Source organism: Lacibacter sp. H407, assembly GCF_037892605.1.
Lineage (GTDB): Bacteria > Bacteroidota > Bacteroidia > Chitinophagales > Chitinophagaceae > Lacibacter.
The window spans coordinates 929,229-944,935 of record NZ_JBBKTU010000001.1; the positions used below are offsets into that span (position 1 = coordinate 929,229).

At 42.6% G+C, this 15,707-nt stretch carries 9 protein-coding genes; 2 read left to right on the plus strand and 7 right to left on the minus strand.

Going from position 1 to position 15,707, the window contains the following annotated elements:
* Positions 1 to 75 precede the first annotated feature (75 nt).
* From uppS to WG989_RS04105, 6 genes are all read right to left on the minus strand, one after another.
* Positions 76 to 843, minus strand: a complete 768-nt coding sequence (gene uppS / locus WG989_RS04080; protein WP_340427546.1) for an undecaprenyl pyrophosphate synthase — start codon at positions 841 to 843, stop codon at positions 76 to 78.
* A gap of 125 nt (positions 844 to 968) precedes the next feature.
* Positions 969 to 2,105: a SusE domain-containing protein gene (locus WG989_RS04085; RefSeq protein WP_340427547.1), complete on the minus strand. Its 1,137-nt coding sequence runs from the start codon at positions 2,103 to 2,105 to the stop codon at positions 969 to 971.
* An 11-nt stretch (positions 2,106 to 2,116) separates the two neighbouring features.
* A complete protein-coding gene (locus tag WG989_RS04090) occupies positions 2,117 to 2,959 on the minus strand; it encodes a SusE domain-containing protein (RefSeq protein ID WP_340427548.1) in 843 nt (280 codons plus the stop codon).
* A gap of 22 nt (positions 2,960 to 2,981) precedes the next feature.
* Positions 2,982 to 4,562 (minus strand): RagB/SusD family nutrient uptake outer membrane protein, encoded by a 1,581-nt coding sequence (locus WG989_RS04095; protein WP_340427549.1) that lies wholly within the window; start codon positions 4,560 to 4,562, stop codon positions 2,982 to 2,984.
* Positions 4,563 to 4,581: 19 nt separating this feature from the next.
* Entirely contained in the window at positions 4,582 to 7,554 is a 2,973-nt protein-coding gene (locus tag WG989_RS04100; RefSeq protein ID WP_340427551.1) for a SusC/RagA family TonB-linked outer membrane protein, read from the minus strand.
* Between the two features lie 166 nt (positions 7,555 to 7,720).
* A complete protein-coding gene (locus tag WG989_RS04105; protein WP_340427552.1) occupies positions 7,721 to 10,633 on the minus strand; it encodes an alpha-amylase family glycosyl hydrolase in 2,913 nt (970 codons plus the stop codon).
* A 264-nt stretch (positions 10,634 to 10,897) separates the two neighbouring features.
* Here WG989_RS04105 and WG989_RS04110 point away from each other — a divergent pair, with 264 nt between their 5' ends.
* A complete protein-coding gene (locus WG989_RS04110; protein ID WP_340427554.1) occupies positions 10,898 to 11,743 on the plus strand; it encodes an AraC family transcriptional regulator in 846 nt (281 codons plus the stop codon).
* Here the strand turns inward: WG989_RS04110 and WG989_RS04115 are convergent.
* Positions 11,740 to 13,383, minus strand: coding sequence for an amidohydrolase (locus WG989_RS04115; protein ID WP_340427555.1), 1,644 nt, complete (start codon positions 13,381 to 13,383; stop codon positions 11,740 to 11,742). The two genes, WG989_RS04110 and WG989_RS04115, sit on opposite strands and share 4 nt — an antisense overlap.
* Before the next feature lie 132 nt (positions 13,384 to 13,515).
* Here WG989_RS04115 and ligA point away from each other — a divergent pair, with 132 nt between their 5' ends.
* The gene (ligA, locus tag WG989_RS04120; protein WP_340427556.1) at positions 13,516 to 15,660 is read left to right on the plus strand and encodes an NAD-dependent DNA ligase LigA; all 2,145 of its coding nucleotides are present in this window, start codon (positions 13,516 to 13,518) and stop codon (positions 15,658 to 15,660) included.
* The last annotated feature ends 47 nt before the right edge of the window (positions 15,661 to 15,707 follow it).

Here is a 15,707-nt window from a genome sequence, read left to right on the forward strand (position 1 = left end):
AACGTGTTCGACCGAGGGGCAAAATAAATGGTTTTGCTGAAACTCTTTGTTAAAATGCCTGTTGTCACGGGTATCTTATGATTGTGTTAGCTGTTCGTTTGGTTGTACCTGCTCACCTGTTTTGCCAAACCTGCGTTCCCTTCCCTGGAAATCAAGAATGGCTTCATACAGATTTTCTTTTCTGAAATCGGGCCAGCGTACATTGGTAAAATACAATTCTGCATAGGCCAGTTGATACAAAAGGAAATTACTGATCCGGTACTCACCGCTGGTGCGGATCATCAACTCGGGATCAGGAAACTCACGTGTGGTCAAATAATCCTTGATCGTGTCCTGGTCTATTTCAAACGGTTCCAGTTTGCCTGCTTTCACATCGGCCGCAATGTTCTTGATGGCGTTCACAATTTCCCATCGGCTGCTGTAACTGAGTGCCATGATCAGGTTCATGCCTGTGTTATCTTTCAACTCATCCACACTTTCCTGTAATTCCTTTCTTGCATAATCGGGCAGCATATTGGTATCACCAATTACATGCAGCTTGATCTTGTTCTTATTGAGCGTGGCCGTTTCCTTACGAATGGTGTCAACCAGTAATTCCATCAAACCCGTTACTTCTTCAATGGGCCTGTCCCAATTTTCGGTACTGAACGCATAAAGGGTAAGATATTTCACACCCAGCTCTGCACAACCTTCCACAATATCCCTTACGCTTTCCACGCCGTGGAAATGGCCAAAGAGCCGGTCTTGTCCCTGCTCTTTTGCCCAACGACCGTTGCCATCCATAATGATGGCAATATGCTGCGGCAGGCGACCCATATCCAATTGTTCACGCAAGGAACTCATAGCCTTGAAAATTAAGGGCACGAAGGTAATGAAAATAAGGGCTGTGGCTGATTTTGATTCGGGGAATTCAAAGAAAAAGCCGACTCAATGGTTGAGTCGGCTTTTGAATGATATAGAAACAACAGTTATAATTTAACAACCGTGTACTTCCCTGTAATAAAATTCACAGTGATTTTGTACGATCCGGCAGCAGCAGGTGTTGGAACCGCATCGGGGTCTCCGCCACCTCCATAGTTTCCGCCAAGATTACCTCCGGTTGCTGATGAACCACCAAATTGTGGCTGCCAGTTACCCGGGCTGGAAAGGAATTTATAATATTTTCCTGGTGCAAGATCAATTGTAAGTTCAAACAAACCACTCGATAAATGTGTAAAGCGCTGTGCTGTATTTGAAGTAGGATCATTGGTCCAGCTGGTAGTAGTAGCATCGCCGGTGATCCAAAGCTGTGTTGGCACAGCATTGTCAACCTTGGTTACCGTATACGTTCCCTTTTGGAAATCCATGATCATTTTGTGAGCACCGGCACCAGGTGAGCTCCATCCCGGATCGGCATTCCGCTTTTCAAATGTGCCTGCAAACGCATCCCCACTGAAATAACGGAACTGGGTATCCCAATTACCCCAGGTCTCCCATATTTTATAGCTGCCGCTGGCTGAGTAATTAAAGATAGCTCCCCAGGTTGTTTCATCAAGTCGTGTAAATGCACGAACCGGGTTGTTTGCATTTGCATCACTCCAGCCATGCTCAGTACCATCACCAACAATAAACAAACGTAGTGTGGTTGGTAATGCCACTTTCGGTGGAATTTTATAAGGTGTAGCTCTGATCTTTAGAATATTCGAATATTTCACTTCGTTATTATTGCCATAAGAGGAAGTTACACGCACATCCAGATCGTATGCTTTATTAAATTCAAAGCCCCAGCCAAGCATGGCGGCATTCAATTCTTTTGCAACAATTGAATCGGTAAGTTTTCCGATTACTGTTCTTTTGTATGCTCTTGTAAAATTCTTTGTAGTAGAGTCGATCTCAATTACAAACTTGTACAACTTTGGGTCTTGTGCATATTTTGGATCGGTCCAGTTAAGTATTAAGGAATACTTATTTGAATCAGCAGGTATGGGTGCTACAGTTGTGGATGCAGCTGACAAAGTGGTAGCAACCCCCTCGCCGTAGAATGGAAGCTTGTCGGCCTTTTCACATGCTGCAAAAACTGTGGCCAACAACAGCAAACTGAAAATTGATTGATTGAATAATTTCATTTGATTACGTTTTACTGTTTAACAACATTGAAAAGACCTAGCTGAAAGTCTACCGTTATTTTATACGTGCCTGCAGTTGGCGGGCCGGGGAATCCGGGATCAGCATCCCGTTGTTCAAACTCACCGCCTTGCCATGAACCACCTGTAAGCATATGATATTGTGAACCCCAATCGCCTTGGGTTTGTATCAATTTGTAGTTACCACCGCCGGGCATACTCACGGTAAGCTCATATAGTGTCCTTGAAATTCTTGTAAATTTTTGACTTACATCAAACGGTCCGGGCAATGGATTTTGCCAGGAAGAAGTAAAGGCATCACCTGTAGCCCACAAATTATTTGCTGCGGGAACAGCAACCTTTGGAGGCGGAGGGAAAGGGCTTGCCGTAAACGTGATAACATTTGATTGAAGAGGAACAGCATCAGTGCCAATTCCGAGGCTGGAGGTAATTCTTGCCTGGAAGGTATACGATTTGCGTGGATCGAGGGGGATGCGTAAACTGTTTCCAAAAATGCCGTTCAATTCACCAACGGTGAAAGTCTTCGACAACTCTTTGGAATAAACAGTTACATATTTGTTTCCACTCCCGAAGTTTGCACCCAATGTATCGATCTCTAACGTGTACTTCACATCCTGTGAACTGATACCGGTTGAAAAGCTATAGGCAGGGTTTGTCCAGTTAAGACGGATCGCCACATTGGCTTCTTCCCCTGCTTCTAACCGAACAACACTTGTACTGCCTGTAAGAGCAGGAGCTGTTCCATTCTGGTAGGAGATTTTATTTTCCACTTTCTCACAGGCAAACAACGAGAGCACTGCCAATAAGAGCGAAAATCTGATTGTGTATGATTTCATATCGCTTGATTTTTTTAGTTGATTAATAGCCATCGTTCTGTTTCAGATTTGGATTAGCTGCAATTTCAGAATCCGGAATCGGAAACAGTTTGCGTGTAGCTGCTACTCCCGTTCCGCCTTTTACACCACCCTTCCATTGCCACAAATAAGTGCCTTCTGTAAACCGATCAAAACGGATCAGATCAGTTCTGCGGAAACCTTCCCAATGCAACTCTCTTCCACGTTCATCGATAACATAATCCAGAGTATAAAAACCAAGAGGAGCTGCGGTTACCTGTGCCCGTGAGCGTAATGCATTGAGGTAGATCAATGCCTGTGCTTCGGTACCACCGGTACCTCCACGTTTCACTGCTTCGGCATAGATCAGATACATTTCTGCCAACCGGAATAATGGAAAATCAACATCAGAAAATTCCTTCGAAGGATCTTTTCCAAAACCACCCGACCTTGTACGGTTACGGTATTTGATAACTGCTAAGCCGTCTTTGAATTCAGAAATATTATTGATCTCGAGAGTTTGTGTACCTGTTGTAAACTGTGCACGCTTATCGCCATTGCCGTTAACATCAGGAAACAGATCAGGCAAACTTCTTGTTGCACGGATACCACCCCATCCGCCTAAACCCGATACATTACGATCCATATCACCACCTACTGAAGCGTTCACCAAAAAGGTTGTACCACCAAAGTTTCGGGAATTGATCCCATCATAATTCAATGTCCAGATAAATTCAGGATTACTTACGTTGTTATCGGCAAGTCCCAACCAGCGGTAATCGCTCAACAAACCATAACCTGCATCGATTACCTTTTTAGAATAAGTAACGGCATCCGTATTTTTTTCTGTTCCTGTGTAAACCTTTGCATTCAGATACATTCTTGCAAGCAACGCCCAGGCAGCACCTTTGTCGGCACGGCCATAATCTCCTGCACGGGCATTGGAAAGATCATTTTCAATGGCCTTTAATTCACTTTCAATAAAAGCAAACAAAGTAGCCCTGTTTGTTTGTGGCGGATTGAATTTACCGATGGGATCTGCTTCAGTTGTAAAACCGGGATTACCATACAGATCCATTAACACCCAATAAGCAAATGCCCGTACAAATCTTGCTTCGGCACGCATTTTTTTGATATTGTCAACGGTAACACCTGCAAAGCCTTTACCGGCTACTTTATCAGGAGCACTTTCACGGATAAACTCATTGGTTAACGTGATGATATAGGTACAACGGTAATACAATCCTTTGGTCATTGGATTGCTGGAGCTCCAGTTCATATTGTGAAAATCCTGGATGCCCGGATCGTTCCACGCAACAACCGCTTCATCGGTACTTAGCTCCTGTGCTTTCCAGAACAAACGCAGAAAGTCGGAAGTACCTTCATCGATACCGGCCACGTCGCCAGCACCTGCACCACCTACATTCCCTGTAAGCGCTACACTGCCGTACACTTTTGCCAATACCTGTAAATAACCATTCTCTGTTGTATATACATTCGCCGAAGGCAATGTATTTGGTGGTTGACGGTCGAGTTGTTTATGACAGCTTGTTAAAAGCGCCACACCCGTCAGCAGTAAACTTATATAAACTGAAATACGTTTCATATTTGCAGATATTTATTTTTTAGAAATCAAAATTGAACCCGAGTACATAGGTACGTGGGCGTGGATAAATTGTGTTGTCAATACCGCCGGCAATTTCTGCATCAACACCACTGTATTTACTAATTACAAATACATTCTGAATATTGGCACTAATGCGAAGTCGAACATTCTTGGCTATTTCTCCTACGTCATACCCAAAGTTGATATTATCCATACGCAGGAAAGAGGCGTTTTGAACATAATAATCAGAGAAATACTGATTGTTTATAAAACCGGTTCTCAGATAATCTTTTGATCCGTTTGCCAGAAACCCTAATGGGTTAATAACCTGACGAAGAACACCCATATTAGCATTAACATTGCTGTAAGCATAATTGCCAATACTTCCACGCATTACGAAACCGGCGGTAAAACGATCAATCGATATGTTGGAGCTTAGACCAAGAAAATATCTTGCTTCAGGAGACTGGTAGATATAGAGATCTTTTTCGTTGATAATACCATCACGATTGAGATCTTCATACAAACCTTCAATTGGTTTATCGTTACTGTCATAGATCTGCTTGTACACATAGAATGAAGCAGGGCGCTGACCAACAATATGACGTTGGATGGTGTTACCCGTACCACCACTGATTCCGCCAACAGCAATACCTGTGAAATTAGGATCTTCATTTACAAGCAGCTTAGTGATTTCAGGTACAACATATGTAAAGTTGGCACTGATTTCCCACTCAACTTTTTTGTTACGCACAGGAATTGCATTTAAGGTTAGTTCGTAACCTTTGCTTTCGATATTTCCTACGTTGGTGAATAACTGGTTTGTAAAGTTTGAACCCGCAGGAATAGGTACTGTACTCAACAAATCGTTTGTCTTACGAATAAACCCTTCAACTGTACCGCTTATTCGGTTATCTATAAAGCCAAAGTCAATTGCTGCATTGATATTTGTTGTTGTTTCCCAACGAAGATCAGCATCGTAAGCACCCGGACGCAACATGTTGATGAAGTTATTACCCAATTGATATTGAGCCTGGTCATTGCTAATACCATACACAGGAATATATCCATAAAATGGAATACCATCTTGCTGACCGGTAACTCCATAACCTGCACGAAGTTTAAGATTCGTTACAACTTTCGAATTCTTCAAGAAATTCTCTTCGTTGATCTGCCATGCAACAGCTGCTGATGGGAAAAAACCCCAGCGGCTTTCTTTACTGAATTTAGAGGTTCCATCTGTACGCCCATTTAAGGTAACGGTATATTTGTCTGCCAATGTATACACTAAGCGTCCATAGTAAGAGATCATGGTATAACCGGGAGCTTGTGAAAGAAATTCCGGCTCTGAACCCGGCACTACATCACCATTAAATCTTCTGTCTGGATGATTAAAGCTGTAAAATTCAAAATCCTGATAACCCGTACCGGCTGTAAAATCGATACGGCTGTTAATGTTGTCGCCAAATGATCGTACATAATTTAAATAAAAGTCCATCAGTTTATTTGTGCGCTGCTGGAAGTAAGGACTGAAATTACCCTGACGACGATAAGAGCTGGCTGCACTGTCTGACGTAGTGTTCAACCCGCTGCCTTGTGATACATCGTATCCAAGATTCAAGTTAGCACGCAATCCTTTTACGTATGGAATCTGGTAATCAAATTGAATATTACCAATACTTCTATATACTTCGCTTGTATTTGTGCGATCGTTCAACAATCCTACCGGGTTACGATTCGACAATTGTGTAGGCAATCCATCTGGATCGGTCCACTCCCAATAGCCACCATAACGTGCACTTCCTGAGCGAACCGGTTTAGTAGGATCGAACGTAACTGCGTTGCCAATAGCACCTTCATTTGCGAAAGCATTGGTTGTGCGTGCGCCTTTCAGGTTTAAGTCAACTTTTAATTTATTATTGAAGAAACTAGGGCTGAGATTAATAGCTCCGGTTAAACGCTGGAAGTTTCCTGTTTTTAAAATACCATCCTGGTTCAAATAGCCACCTGAAATGCGGAACGGAAACTTACCATCTCCAAATGCACCCGTTGCACTTAAATTAAAATCCTGTGCAAACGCATTTCTGAAAATTTGGTCTTGCCAATCGGTACTTTCTTTTCCTAATAACGCAACCTGTGCAGGTGTTCCTTTTGCAGTTACAATAGAACGAATATCATCTCCTGTTAAAACGTCAACCAATTTATTGGGTGTTTGTACAAACCCTTGTGCACTGAAATTAAAACGTGTTTTTCCTTTCTTACCTTTCTTTGTTGTAATAAGGATTACACCATTCGATGCACGTGAACCATAAATAGCAGCTGCTGATGGATCCTTTAAAATGGTGAATGTTTCAATGTCGTTGGGATTGATGAGGTTCAGCGGATTGGTTGCACCTGAGATGCCACCATTATCAACCGGTACTCCGTCAATTACAATTAATGGATCATTGCTTGCATTTAATGAAGCACCACCACGAATCCTGATGCGGCTACCGCTTCCCGGCGCACCACTGTTTGGAGTGATCTGTACACCCGCTACTTTACCGGCAATCAATTGCTCCGGTGTTTGAAGAGCACCTTTCACAAAGTCTTTCGATGAAACAGTTGCAACAGCGCCGGAGAGATCTCTCTTGCGTTGTGTACCATAACCAACTACTACCACTTCGTTTAAGGTTCCCTGTGAGGAGATCATGGTAACAGAAAGATCGGATTGTGCACCTACTGCAACTTCGGTTTCAGAAAATCCAACGGAAGAAATAACAAGCACTGCATTGTTATCAGGAACGGCCAGCCTGAAGCTGCCGCTTGCATCAGTAGTGGTACCAAGGTTGGTTCCTTTAATAGTAACAGACGCATTCGCTATCGGGCTTCCGTCTTTACTATCTGTCACTTTCCCCGTAACAGTTCTGCTTTGGGCAAACACATGCATTGCAAAAACCATCAGCAGGAAGCCTAGCGCCCCCGCCCTGGCAAGCATTCGTTTAAGAGTCATAATCAATAGTGGGTTTTAAAATTTACAATTTATATCCAGTCGCATGGAATTATTTTGTTTGTCAAATAATCATTTCTGTTAATGCAGATACGTTCAACAAAAAAATAAAAACACGTTCATCGATTCAAAAAAAACAAGGCAGCATAAGAAGACAGTATCCGTGTGCTTACTGCTGCACCATCACCTTTTCATAGCGTACAAGATTATCAACCCGCACCTGCAACACATATTGGCCTGCTGTTAAAGGCATGCCTGCAAAACTGTTGCGATCCAGTTCAAACAACTGGTAACCTTTTAATTGGAAACCCATATTCTTTGAAGCCAATACCTGCCCCTGCATATTCATCAACTGCACACTCACTTTACCACTTTTGGGTAACTCATATTTTACAATGGCCGATTGCTGGATCGGGTTTGGATAAATGCTTAATCGAAAATCTGCATTTGTAGCAATCATATCCCTGATATTCGTCACTACTCCACCTGATACATTCTGATTGAGAAACACTTTGTATTGACCGGGTGCCAACACAATTGCCTGCTGATTGCCCGATACAGAAATAGTTCCTCCATTTGTATAATCGTAAAATGTACCGTTTGCAGGAAATGTAACAACCGGTGTTTGTTGCACCACATCAAAGTTTGCAACCACTACATATTTTAAATCGGCATGATCAACAACAATAGTTTTCACCAAACTTGAACCGAGATTTGTACCCAACGCAAGATTCGGTGTGCGGAATGTATTCTTGTATAAATTGCGCAGCTTGGCCATTGCTGCATAGGTTTCATACAAACGTTTCCGGCGTGTTTGTTGAAAATAATCCCAGCGAACAGGTTTATTGGCTGTTCTGCAATCGTTATTAATTGACCCGTCGGGGCACCGGTTGATTGAAAAATCGTATCCCAACTCACCAAATTGCCAGATCATTTTCGGACCGGGGATTCCCAGAAGTACTGCAGCCGCCGCTTCATTACGATACAAACCCACAGTTGTATCTTTTACGTTATGTGCGGCATTTGATGAATTACCGTAGTTTATATTATCATACATCAGCCTTTCTTCATCATGACTCTCGGCATAGGTAATCAAATGCGGCTTATCATTTAAAAAGGCATCATTCCAAAAGTTCCTGTTTTTCCAGAATCCACGATTGAGGTCGGAACCAGATGAGAAACCTTTTGTGTTTTGTGCAAAACCGGAATGCATAATCCCCCATAACATCAATCCACGCTTTGCAAGTTCTGCTTCTTCATCATCATTCCCCAAGTGCTCCAATATACAATACGATCCCGCCGATGCGGTTTGCATCGCATTATAGTAATTCTGCCAGATATCAACACGGCCTTGATTGTAATTATTCCACGCACCAACATCGTTGGTAAAATTGGTTGTAAACCCTTTACTCAAATCCCAACGGAAACCATCAATACGGTACTCAGTTAACCAATGTTGAATAAAGCGTTCTGTCAGCAACTTCGTTGGTGCAACGTTGTGGTTGAAATCGTGAAACACATTGAACGGATGTTGTGCTGTCTCATAGAAATAGGGATTGTTGGCTGCTGTTCGATTGAGCGTTGGATTCCACCACATGGCTGCCATGGCTGATTGGCCCGTTGCGTGATTGAGAACAGCATCCTGTATCACTGCGATACCAAGACTATGAGCCTGATCAATAAAAGCTTTCAATGCATTCTTTGTACCATAATATTTATCCGGTGCAAAGAAGTACATCGGGTTGTAACCCCAGCTTTCATTGCCATCAAATTCATTGATGGGCATCAGGCCAATGGCGTTGAAACCAAGATTTTTAATATAGTTGAGTGTATCTTTTAATGCTTGCCAGTTTCGGGCAGAGGTATAGTCACGCACCAGTAATTCGTAGATCATCAGATCACGCTTATCGGGACGAACATAGCTGTTACTTGTCCAGTTGTATGCAGCTTCACCGGGAGTAAGTACACCAACAATACCGCCCGTTGTTTTTCCTGTTGGATAAGCAGGCAGGTTGGGATAAGTGGATGCTGAAATAAACTGATCGTTGTTGGGATCAAGCACCAGTTCACTATATGGATCTGCTACACGAATGGTATCATCCACTTTGTATTGATATCTGTATTGTTGACCCGGTGTTAAATTGGTTACTTCGGTCCAGAAATAGTCACCATCTTTTGTCATTAAACCGGAACAGGTCTCTGTCCAGTTATTAAAATCACCAACAAGGGAAACTTTATTTTTCTGTGGTGCGTATAAGATCAATACAGCTTTTGTATTCCCATTTTCATAGGTAATTCCATCTTTCCGTCCTGCCGGTCTTGCTCCGGTTGGATAGGTGGCCGGTGCTACAAAGAAATTGATCGTATCACGCTTGATGGTACCATTATCGTTTGCTTCAGCAGTAATTTGCTGATCGCAGTTGGCTGTTACATTGGCTGTGCCGCTAACTGTTTGTGCGGCTGCTGCTGTACCGATCTGGTTGCCGTTAAATCGTATGGTGAGATTTGCATTTTTTGAACTCACGGCTGTAACCGGCACATTAAACGGTAATGCAGCTGTAGCAACAGGTTCCGGTATAGGATTGTACGTTGGCTGCATGGCCGGTGAAGTAAACTTCAGTGCAAATTCATTGGCGGGATACACTTGAATATACATATCACTACCGTCTGAATTCGCTTGCTTCAGTTGTCCGTTTCCGCTGCGGAAAAGAATAGAAACTCGTAAAATCGTTTCGCCTGCAGGAACGCCATAAAAAGCACGAATATTTGCAATCGTAAATTGCCACTTATTGCCGCCGATCGATGTGGCCTGCAATGCCACGTTGGGCTGATTAAAGTTCTGATTGAATTTAACGTAACGCCAGTTAGTTGGGCCGGTGCTGAGATTTGTAATAACACCTGTGTGAACGTACACATCAGATGCAGTGTGGTTGAGTAATCCTTTGTTGCCTTTATTTGCATCCACTGTTACAACAACGGTACTGGCATCGGTTGGAAAAGCAATATCGGTAGATAACAGCTGTGCATGGCCAGCAACAGCTGCAAAGCAAATCAGATAGAACGCAAGCAAAGTTTTTCTCATAACGCAATCCGTTTACATCAAACCAAATAAAACAATGATCAATGAAATTTGTTGGATTATCGTTGTGATTGCAATTTGTAAGAAAGATGTTCGGTCTTTTATATAACAGCTGGTCGCAAAATCATTACCCTCTTCATTTTCCGCAATCAGAACAGCACAAAATTAACCTATGTTCGAGGGTACAAATTGAACTAAAATTCCAATTTCTGGCACTATATTGCCAACTTCCTGTACATTTATGTCACGAAAAAAATTGGTGGTTTTATGAAAGCTGAACTCGAAAAAATTGTTCCGGGAAACGACAAGCCGGTATTTGTGGCTTACGAAATGAGCCTCCCTTTCCTTGAGTTTTACTGGCATCACCATCCGGAATATGAATTGACCTACAAGATCAATGTATCGGGCAAGCGAATTGTGGGCGATAGTTATGAAGAATTCGGTGAAGGTGATCTGGTGCTGATCGGTCCTGATATGCCGCATACCTGGGTAACCGATAAAAAGATCAAAAACAAATCCTGCGATTTTGTGGTGATCCAGTTTTCAGGTTCCTTGTTCAACAGCTTTACAGGTTTACCGGAGTTTGAAAGTATCAAGCGACTGCTGCAAAACTGCCGGCATGGATTGCATTTTAAAAACAGCAAGCCGTTTAAAGATCTTATTCTTTCGCTGCCACGAAAAACAGGCGTTGAAAAAATTACTGACCTGATCGAATTGCTGAATCAACTCTCGAAACAAAAAGGAACCAAGCTTGCGTCCGCCGATTACGATATTTCCCAGGCGAAAAGCAGTGAGCCAAGAATCAACAAAGTATGTACCTATGTTGAACAGAATTTTGCAAAACCCATCACCATTAATGAAGCAGCATCCATTATTAATATTTCGCCCAGCGCCTTCTGTAAGTTTTTTAAACGGGCAACGGGTAAAACATTTTCTGATTATGTGAACGATCTCCGTGTGGGTTATGCCTGTTATCAATTGATCGAAACAGATAAACAGATCTCCACCATTGCCCGCAGTGCAGGATTTGAATCACTCACCTATTTCAACCGTGTGTTTGCACGTAAGAAACACAGCACACCACGGGAATTCAGGAATGAAGCGGTGTATTAATTTTTATTGAAAACAGTTTCGCCTCCGCAAATGGTTTTCAATACTGTTGTTTTCAACACCTGCTCGAATGTTGCTGTCATGAGATCGGTATCGAGCAACACAAAATCGGCCAGCTTTCCTTTTTCAATACTTCCTTTTTCATTTTCTTCAAAGCAGGAACGGGCCGCCCAGATCGTCATACCTCTCAACGTAGCTTCTCTTGTTAATGCATTTTCCACTTGATAACCTTGTTCTGGCCATCCTTTTGCATCTCTGCGAAATACAGCAGCATAAAATGTTTTCAGCGGATCAATATCTTCCACGGGGAAATCAGTACCCAACGGAATCCAGTTATTTTGTTTCAACAGATCATTGAAGGCATATGCGCCTTTTACACGCTTTGGTCCAAGGCGTTGCTCTGCCCAATACATATCGCTTGTTGCATGAGTGGGTTGTACACTCGGTACAATACTGTATTTACCAAAGAGGTTAAAATCATTTTCATTCACCACCTGCGCATGTTCAATGCGCCAACGCAGATCGTTGGTTTCTTTTAAATACTTACCATAAATATTGAGAATGGTTCTGTTGCCGCTATCACCAATGGCATGTGTACACATTTGAAATCCTTTTGCATACAACACAGATGCTACGGAATCAAAATGCTCCGGATTGCTTAATAAAAATCCTGTATGACCGGGCTTATCTGCATACGGCTCCAGCAAGCATGCACCTCTTGAACCTAATGCCCCATCGCCATATACTTTGAAGCTGCGTACATTCAACCGATCGGTTTTTATTTTACCCCGTTCAAAAATGGCATCATAGTTTTTCTTTGCATCACTCAGCATTACATACATACGCATTTTCAATACGCCACTTTCGTTTGCTTTTTCAATGTTCAGCACATCGGTATAATCCAATCCGCAATCCACTACAGAAGTCAATCCCGCAGCAAAGCAATTTTTCTGCGCTGCCACTAACCCTTCAGTGATTTGTTCTGTTGTTGCAGCCGGAATTTTAGCCGATACCAGATCGATCGCATTATCGATCAACACACCGGTTGGTTTCCCATTTACCACAAACACATCACCACCGGTTAATTTGGTTTGTGCAGTAATACCTGCTTGCTGCAATGCAAGATCATTTACAACAGCACCATGTCCATCCACTCTTGTAAGCAGAACAGGATTGCCAGGAAATAATTTATTCAACGAGTCATTCGTTGGAAACTCTTTCACTTCCCAATCGTTTTGATCCCAGCCACGGCCAATCAACCATTCGCCCGGTTGCAGCGTTTGTTCTGCAGCACGCTTTTGTAATCGTTCCAAGCATTCAGTCCAACTGGTAGTACCGGTTAAGTCAACCGTACGCAGCCCCAATCCATAACGGTAAAAATGTGCATGTGCATCAATAAAGCCAGGGTATAAAAATTTCCCTTGAAGATCAACTACTTCTTTCGCTGTGTACGCTTGCTGCAGTTCGGCAGTGGTTCCCGTGGCAACAATTTTTCCATCTTTCACAGCTACCGCTTCGGTTTTAGAAAAGTTAGAATCAACTGTGTACACCGTTCCGTTGATCAACAAAGAATCAACTGCGTTTTTGGTAGTACACTGCGTAAACATGGCAACGAGCAAAAAGAGCGCAAACAATCGGATCATAATTAGTAGTATTGGTGACGGTATAACTCAAAACAACAATGATTGTTTATTCCGTCCGGTATAAATTTTATTGATGGTGATTCCATCTGACAAATGGAACAACTGAAAATGAATCTGTGAATTTAAATTGTTTTGTCTTTCATCCTTGTATTTTTACTGCCTGATTTATTTTATATGTATTCAGCCAACACTACCAAAGAATTACAACACGCTGCCACCAACTTACTTTCCCAATTAAAAAGTTCAGCTATTCAAAAAGAGCAGATCGAAGAACTGAGAGCTGTGCTCCGTTTTCACGAATACCGTTACTACATCCAGAACGATCCGCTCATCAGCGATTTTGAATATGATCAGTTGTACAAAGCTTTGGAAAAACTGGAAGCGGAAAACCCTTCACTCATTACGCCTGAATCGCCCACACAACGGGTTGCAAAAGGATTGGGGAATGATTTTAAAAAAGTGCAACACCTGGTTCCGATGTTGAGTTTAGAAAACTCGTACAATGCCGACGATCTTGTTGATTGGGACCGGAAAGCAAAAGAAGCAAGCGGTTTATCTGAGATCGAATATTGTGTAGAACCGAAGTTTGATGGCGCCAGCATTTCATTGATCTATGAAGATGACAAACTCATTCGTGGTACAACACGTGGTGATGGAACAGAAGGCGAAGAGATCACCACCAACGTACGGCAGATACGTTCCATTCCTTTATCAGCTGATTTTTCAACATACGGCATCAAACAAATTGAGATACGTGGCGAGATATTGATGAGTAAGAAAAATTTCAAAGCTTACAATGATCAATTGGCTGAAGAAAATTTACCACCGCTGGCCAATCCACGCAATGCTGCCAGTGGAAGTTTGCGCATTAAAGATGCCAAAGAAGTTGCACGCAGAAACCTGGAAGCGTTTTTATATCATGTTGGTTACGTGGCGATGGTTGATCGGAAACAATCGACCTATGATGTTTTGCATACACATAGCGGCGCATTAAAGATGATGTGGGAGCTTGGATTCCGGAGCCCGGAAAAAGAAAAAAAGATCTGCAAAGGCATACAGGAAGTAATTGATTACTGTAACGAGTTTGAGCAGAAGCGTGATACACTGCCGTATGAAATTGATGGCATGGTGATAAAAGTAAATGATCTGCAGTTGCAGGATCAGATGGGTATGACCAGTCATCATCCACGCTGGGCTATTGCATACAAGTTTAAAGCAAGACAAGGAACCAGCAAACTCCGTGCAGTTGAATATCAGGTGGGCCGAACAGGAGCTGTTACACCTGTTGCCAAGATCGATCCTGTTGCCATTGGCGGTGTAACGGTAACGAGTATCTCACTGCACAACCAGGATTTTATTGCAGAGAAAGATCTGATGCTGGGTGATACGGTGTTGGTAGAGCGGGCCGGTGATGTAATTCCTTACATCGTAAAATCGATGGCCGAGTTACGTGATGGATCAGAAACCAAGATCATATTCCCAACTCATTGTCCCGTTTGCAACAGCTTACTGGTAAAGCCCGAAGAAGAGGCTGTGTGGCGATGTGTGAATTATAATTGTGAAGCACAACTGGTAGAACGCATCATCCATTTCACCAGTAAAGATGCGATGGACATACGTGGTATGGGCGATGCGAATGTGCGGAAATTTTATGAGCTTGGTTTTTTGAAAGATGTTCCCGGTTTGTATCGTTTACCATTCGATCAAATCAAAACGCTGGAAGGATATGGAGCAAAGAGTGTAGAGAACCTGCAGGCAGCGCTTGAAAATTCAAAGAAGCAGCCTTTGTTCCGTTTGATCTATGCATTGGGCATTCGTTTTGTTGGTGAGGCAACGGCTAAAACATTAGCTACTGCAACCAATCATTTATTGGAAGTGAGTAATAAATCGGTGGAAGAGTTACAACAACTTGAAGACGTTGGGCCAAGGGTTGCCAACAGCATTCATGATTTTTTCAGCAATGCAGACAATCTCAACATGCTGAAACAACTGGAAGAACTGGGACTGCAATTGAAGAATGAACACAAAGAACGGAAGCACGAAGGAAATTTAACCGGTGTTACGTTTTTATTTACAGGAACATTGCCTACCTTGAAGAGAAGTGCGGCAGAACAGATGGCGGAAGAACATGGTGGAACAATTCTTGGAGGAGTAAGTGCGAAGCTGAATTACTTAGTGGTGGGCGAAGATGCTGGTAGCAAATTAGAGAAAGCGAAAAAGATCAGCACTATTAAAGTTATTTCAGAAGAAGAATTTCTGGCGCTGTTAAAAAATTAATATGCTGTTCCGCTTGCAGGTACAGGGTTTGCTGTTGTATATTTAGA

Bases quoted from the DNA above. Each gene is read 5' to 3' on its own strand.
- uppS (WP_340427546.1), bottom strand. From the start codon at position 843: ATGAGTTCCTTGCGTGAACAATTGGATATGGGTCGCCTGCCGCAGCAT.
- WG989_RS04085 (WP_340427547.1), bottom strand. From the start codon at position 2,105: ATGAAATTATTCAATCAATCAATTTTCAGTTTGCTGTTGTTGGCCACA.
- WG989_RS04090 (WP_340427548.1), bottom strand. From the start codon at position 2,959: ATGAAATCATACACAATCAGATTTTCGCTCTTATTGGCAGTGCTCTCG.
- WG989_RS04095 (WP_340427549.1), bottom strand. From the start codon at position 4,562: ATGAAACGTATTTCAGTTTATATAAGTTTACTGCTGACGGGTGTGGCG.
- WG989_RS04100 (WP_340427551.1), bottom strand. From the start codon at position 7,554: ATGACTCTTAAACGAATGCTTGCCAGGGCGGGGGCGCTAGGCTTCCTG.
- WG989_RS04105 (WP_340427552.1), bottom strand. From the start codon at position 10,633: ATGAGAAAAACTTTGCTTGCGTTCTATCTGATTTGCTTTGCAGCTGTT.
- WG989_RS04110 (WP_340427554.1), top strand. From the start codon at position 10,898: ATGAAAGCTGAACTCGAAAAAATTGTTCCGGGAAACGACAAGCCGGTA.
- WG989_RS04115 (WP_340427555.1), bottom strand. From the start codon at position 13,383: ATGATCCGATTGTTTGCGCTCTTTTTGCTCGTTGCCATGTTTACGCAG.